The 4,429-nt window shown below is 71.8% G+C and carries 3 protein-coding genes; all 3 read left to right on the top strand.

The window, feature by feature from the left end; translation table 11 throughout:
* Nucleotides 1-1,872: hypothetical protein (locus tag D7V93_RS38940; RefSeq protein ID WP_120648124.1), on the top strand; the 1,872-nt coding region annotated here is incomplete at its 5' end.
* A 3-nt stretch (nucleotides 1,873-1,875) separates the two neighbouring features.
* Nucleotides 1,876-2,994, top strand: coding sequence for a DUF4388 domain-containing protein (locus tag D7V93_RS38935; RefSeq protein ID WP_120648123.1), 1,119 nt, complete (start codon nucleotides 1,876-1,878; stop codon nucleotides 2,992-2,994).
* Nucleotides 2,995-3,090: 96 nt separating this feature from the next.
* A complete protein-coding gene (locus D7V93_RS38930; RefSeq protein WP_120648122.1) occupies nucleotides 3,091-4,152 on the top strand; it encodes a PhoH family protein in 1,062 nt (353 codons plus the stop codon).
* Nucleotides 4,153-4,429: the final 277 nt, after the last annotated feature.

Genomic DNA, 4,429 nt, shown 5'->3' with positions numbered 1-4,429 from the left:
GTCATCGTCCCGCCGCGCCCCGGCCCCCCGCCGGTGATGGCGCCGAAGCTGGCGGACGCGGACCTGCTGGCCGTGTGGGACCGCTGGAAGCAGGCCCGAGCGCGCAACGACAGCGCCGCCGCGCAGACCGCCCAGCAGGAGCTGCTGAAGCTGCGCGAGGAGATGCTCGCGTCCGACCTGGAACCCTTGAGCGTGGGCTTCCTGCGCGAGGCCGCGGTGCGCCGCCGCGCCGGGGACCTGTCGGGGACGATCGCGCTGTTGGACGTGGCGGTGGCCCTGTCGCCGGGCCTGCCCGCGGCGCACTTCGCCCGGGCGGAGGCGTACGTGGTGGAGGATCCGCTGAACGTCCCGCGCGCCCTGGGCGCGTGGAAGGCGGCGGTCCTGACGCTGGCGAAGGACGCGCGCTACCGGCGCCCGGCGCTCACGGACCTGGGCGCGTTGGCGCTCGCGGCCTGGGCGGCGACGGCGGTGGCGGTGGTGGCCGTGCTCTTCCTGCGGCGGATCCGCTACGCGCTGCATGACTTCCACCACCTGTTCCCCCGGGCGGTGGCGCGCTGGCAGTCGGGGCTCCTGGGGCTGCTGCTCCTGGCGCTGCCCGCGGTGCTGGGCGTGGGGCTCGTGCCGGAGCTCCTGCTGCTCTTCGCCGTGGTCGCGCTGTACGTGGGCCGCCGGGAGCGCTGGGTGGCGGCGGTGCTGCTCATGGGCCTGGGCGTGATGCCGCTCGCGGCGGGCGCGCTGGTGCGCTCCACCGTCTTCGCCGGCACGCCCGCGGAGGACGTCTACCTGCTGGAGCGCGGCGGCCTGTCCGCGGAAGCCGCGGCGGCCCGGGTGCGCGCGCGGGCCCAGGCACGCACGGCCCGCTTCCAGGAGCTGGGGGCGCTCGCCTTCTACGAGTCCCGCCGGGGCCAACTGGAGGAGGCGCGCGCGGACTTCAAGGCCGCCTCCGCGCTGCGCAGCGGGGACGCGCGGCTGCTCACGCGCTTCGGCAACACGCTGGTGGGTCTGGGGGACCCGGAGGGCGCGCTGCCCCTCTACGCCCAGGCCTCCCAGGCGGATCCGACGATGGCCGCGCCGCACTACAACCTCGCGCAGGTGTACCGGCGCCGGGCGCGGCTGCTCCCGGATGATCAGGTGGGCAAGGAGCTGGACCGGGCCGCCACGGCCATCGCCGCGGCGCAGGCGCTGGATGATGCGCTCCTGCGCCGCGAACCGCCGCCCGAGGACCGCCCCCTGCTCAACCTGCTGCTCCTGGCGCCGTCGGTGCCGGAGCGCGACTGGCTGGAGCTGGCGCAGGGCACGCAGGAGGGAGACCGCGTGGAGGCCCAGGTGGGCCGGTGGCTCGCGCATGCGCTGCCCCAGGGCCCGGTGGGCTGGGCGCTGACGGCGGGGCTCGCGGCGCTCCTGGCGCTGTGGGGCGAGGCCTCCCAGCGGGTGAAGGCCTCCCGCGCCTGCGACCGGTGCGGCCGGGCGGTGTGCCTGCGCTGTGACAAGGATCTGGGCGCGGGCGGCTCGCTGTGCGGCCAGTGCGTCCACGTCTACGCGCGCAAGAGCCAGGTGCCCAAGGAGGTCCGCTCGCGCAAGCAGGTGGAGGTGGAGCGCCACCAGGCCTGGACCAAGCGGGTGACGTACGTGCTGGGCGGGCTGGTGTCCGGCGCGGGCCACGTGGGCACGGGCCTGCCGGTGCGCGGGGCCGTCTACGCCTTCCTCTTCAGCTTCGCGGTGGCCGCGCTGGTGCTCCACCGCGGCCTCGTCCGCACCCCGTACGGAGACGCGCCGCTGTACCTCAAGCTCGTGCCCGCCGCGGTGGTGCTCTTCTTCGTCTACCTGCTGACGCTGCGCGGCCTGCGCCGCCACCAGCGGGGGGAGGCCTGAGCCATGTCCCTCAAGGGCACCCTCAAGGATTTCGGCATCGGCGACATCCTGCAGCTCATCGGCCAGCAGCAGAAGACGGGCACGCTCCACTTCCGCGACAAGGACCAGGAGGTGCGCGTCGGCTTCCAGGACGGCCACATCATCAAGGCCGAGGGCCTCACCCGGAAGCGCAAGGAGCTCATCGGCAACATGCTGGTGCGCGCGGAGATCATCACGGAGACGCAGCTGGAGGCCGCGCTGGAGACGCAGAAGCGCACCCTCAAGCGGCTGGGTGACGTGCTGGTGTCCAGCCACGCCCTCACCGCCGAGCGCTTCCAGCAGATGGCCCAGCTCCAGGTGACGGAGACGCTCTACCGCCTCTTCACCTGGAAGGCGGGCACCTACGAGTTCATCCAGGAGCCGGTGGAGCCGGGCCCCGAAGGCATCACGCCGCTGCGCGCGGAGACGGTGCTGATGGAGGGCTTCCGGATGGTGGACGAGTGGCCCGTCATCCGCAAGCGCATCCACCGCGACGACATGACCTTCGAGCGCGTCAAGGCGCTGCCCGTGCCCCGCGCGAACGCCGACGAGGGCGGGGAGCTGGGCGCCATCGGTCCCTCGGAGCGCCACGTCTACGAGGAGATCGCCCAGGGGCGCGACCTGCGCCGGTTGGTGGACCTCTGCTGCCTGGGCGAGTTCGAGACCTGCAAGGCGCTCTACAACCTGGTCAAGGGCGACTACGTCCGCGCCATCGACCCGGAGGGGCGCGTCGCCGTCCCCGAGGACTACCGGCTCGGCGCCCGGGTGGCGGGCCCCGTGGGCCGCGTCGTCGTCACCATGGCCGTGCTGGCGGCCCTGGCCTTCATCGCCTCCCGGTGGATGGGCGCCGTCAGGCAGGAGGCCGGCGCGTCCAATCTGGGGGATCCCGCCGCCCAGCGTCAGATCGCGCATGCGCAGCGCGTCCGCATCGAAGCCGCGCTGGAGGTGTTCCAGCTGGAGAAGGGAGCCCTACCGGAGCGGTTGGATGCATTGGTGGATGCCGGATTGTTGGCTCCCGAGGAACTGCGATACCCGTGGCGGGAGGAGTACTATTACCGGCGGCTGGCTGCCCGGCAGTTCATCCTCCTACCGCCCGTGCGCTAGCTTGCAGCGGAAGTCGTCCTGGAGGTCCACCGAGCACGGGTGGGGGGGCGGCGTTACGTTGAAAGCGAGCGACCACTGAACGAGGAACGACGCGCATTGCGAAACCCCGCCACGCTGGAAGTGCCCGCTGCTCGCGCAGAATCCACTCCCACCTCCGCCAAGGTCGACGTCCGTGACAACGAGACGACCCAGGCCCTGTGCGGAAATCAGAACGAGAACCTCAAGCTGATGGAGCGGCGCCTGGGCGTCCGGGTGGGGCAGCGCGGTACGGAGCTGCTCCTGTCGGGCCCCGCGGACGCGGTCTCCTTCGCGGTGCGCCTCGTGGAGAACCTCGAGGAGATGATCCGCGCGGGCCGCACCGTCTACCGCGAGGACGTGGAGCAGGCCATCAAGGTCCTGGGCCGCGGCTCGGAGTCCCTGCAGGAGGTCATGCTCGGCACCGTCCTCAAGAGCACCGGCAACCGGCAGATCGCCCCCAAGAGCATCGCGCAGAAGCGCTACGTGGACGCCATCCGCGCCCACGACATCGTCTTCGGCGTGGGCCCCGCCGGCACGGGCAAGACGTACCTCGCCATGGCCATGGCGGTCGCCTTCCTCCAGGAGCGCAAGGTCAAGCGCATCATCCTGGCGCGCCCCGCCGTGGAGGCCGGTGAGAAGCTCGGCTTCCTGCCCGGCGACCTGGCGGAGAAGGTGAACCCCTACCTGCGTCCGCTCTACGACGCGCTGCACGACATGATGGCCGTGGAGCGTGCCCAGCAGCTGGTGGAGCAGGGCGTGGTGGAGGTGGCACCGCTCGCGTTCATGCGCGGCCGCACCCTCAATGACGCCTTCGTCATCCTCGACGAGGCGCAGAACACCACCGTGGAGCAGATGAAGATGTTCCTCACCCGCCTGGGCTACAACAGCAAGGCGGTCATCACCGGTGACGTGACCCAGGTGGACCTGCCCACGGGCAAGCTGTCCGGCCTGAACCACGCGCGCACGGTGCTCAAGAACATCGAAGGCATCCACTTCTCGGAGTTCTCCGACGTGGACGTCGTGCGCCACCCGCTGGTGCAGGAAGTCATCCGCGCCTACGAGCGCTCGGAGAACACCCAGAAGGCAGCCCAGGCCGCACGCGAGGCCACGGCTGCTTCGGCCAGCGGTTCCCAGGAGTGACACGCCGCTTCCGCCCCCGCTCCCAGGCTTGCGCCGGGGCGGGGGCGGAGTCGTTTTGGGGCCTACATGTCGCCCTGTCGGCCCACCTGCATTTTTCGCAGAGCGGACTGGCATCCGGGCGGCGGCTGTCCCACCCTCACGAATTTTCCCCGTCGCTGCTTCCTTGTAGGGAGCTTTGACGCCCTTCCCGGGTGAGGAGTCCCCCATGGCCGATCCTGAATCACCAGCCCCCGGGCCCAGTCCGCTGGACGCGCTCGCGGTGCGCCTGGGGCTCGGG

It is taken from the genome of Corallococcus llansteffanensis (assembly GCF_003612055.1).
GTDB classification, from domain to species: Bacteria; Myxococcota; Myxococcia; order Myxococcales; family Myxococcaceae; genus Corallococcus; species Corallococcus llansteffanensis.
This window is presented reverse-complemented; position numbering and strand designations above follow the sequence as displayed.

What these genes read in the sequence shown, in the direction of transcription:
- D7V93_RS38935 (WP_120648123.1), top strand. Translation starts at nt 1,876, where the DNA reads ATGTCCCTCAAGGGCACCCTCAAGGATTTCGGCATCGGCGACATCCTG.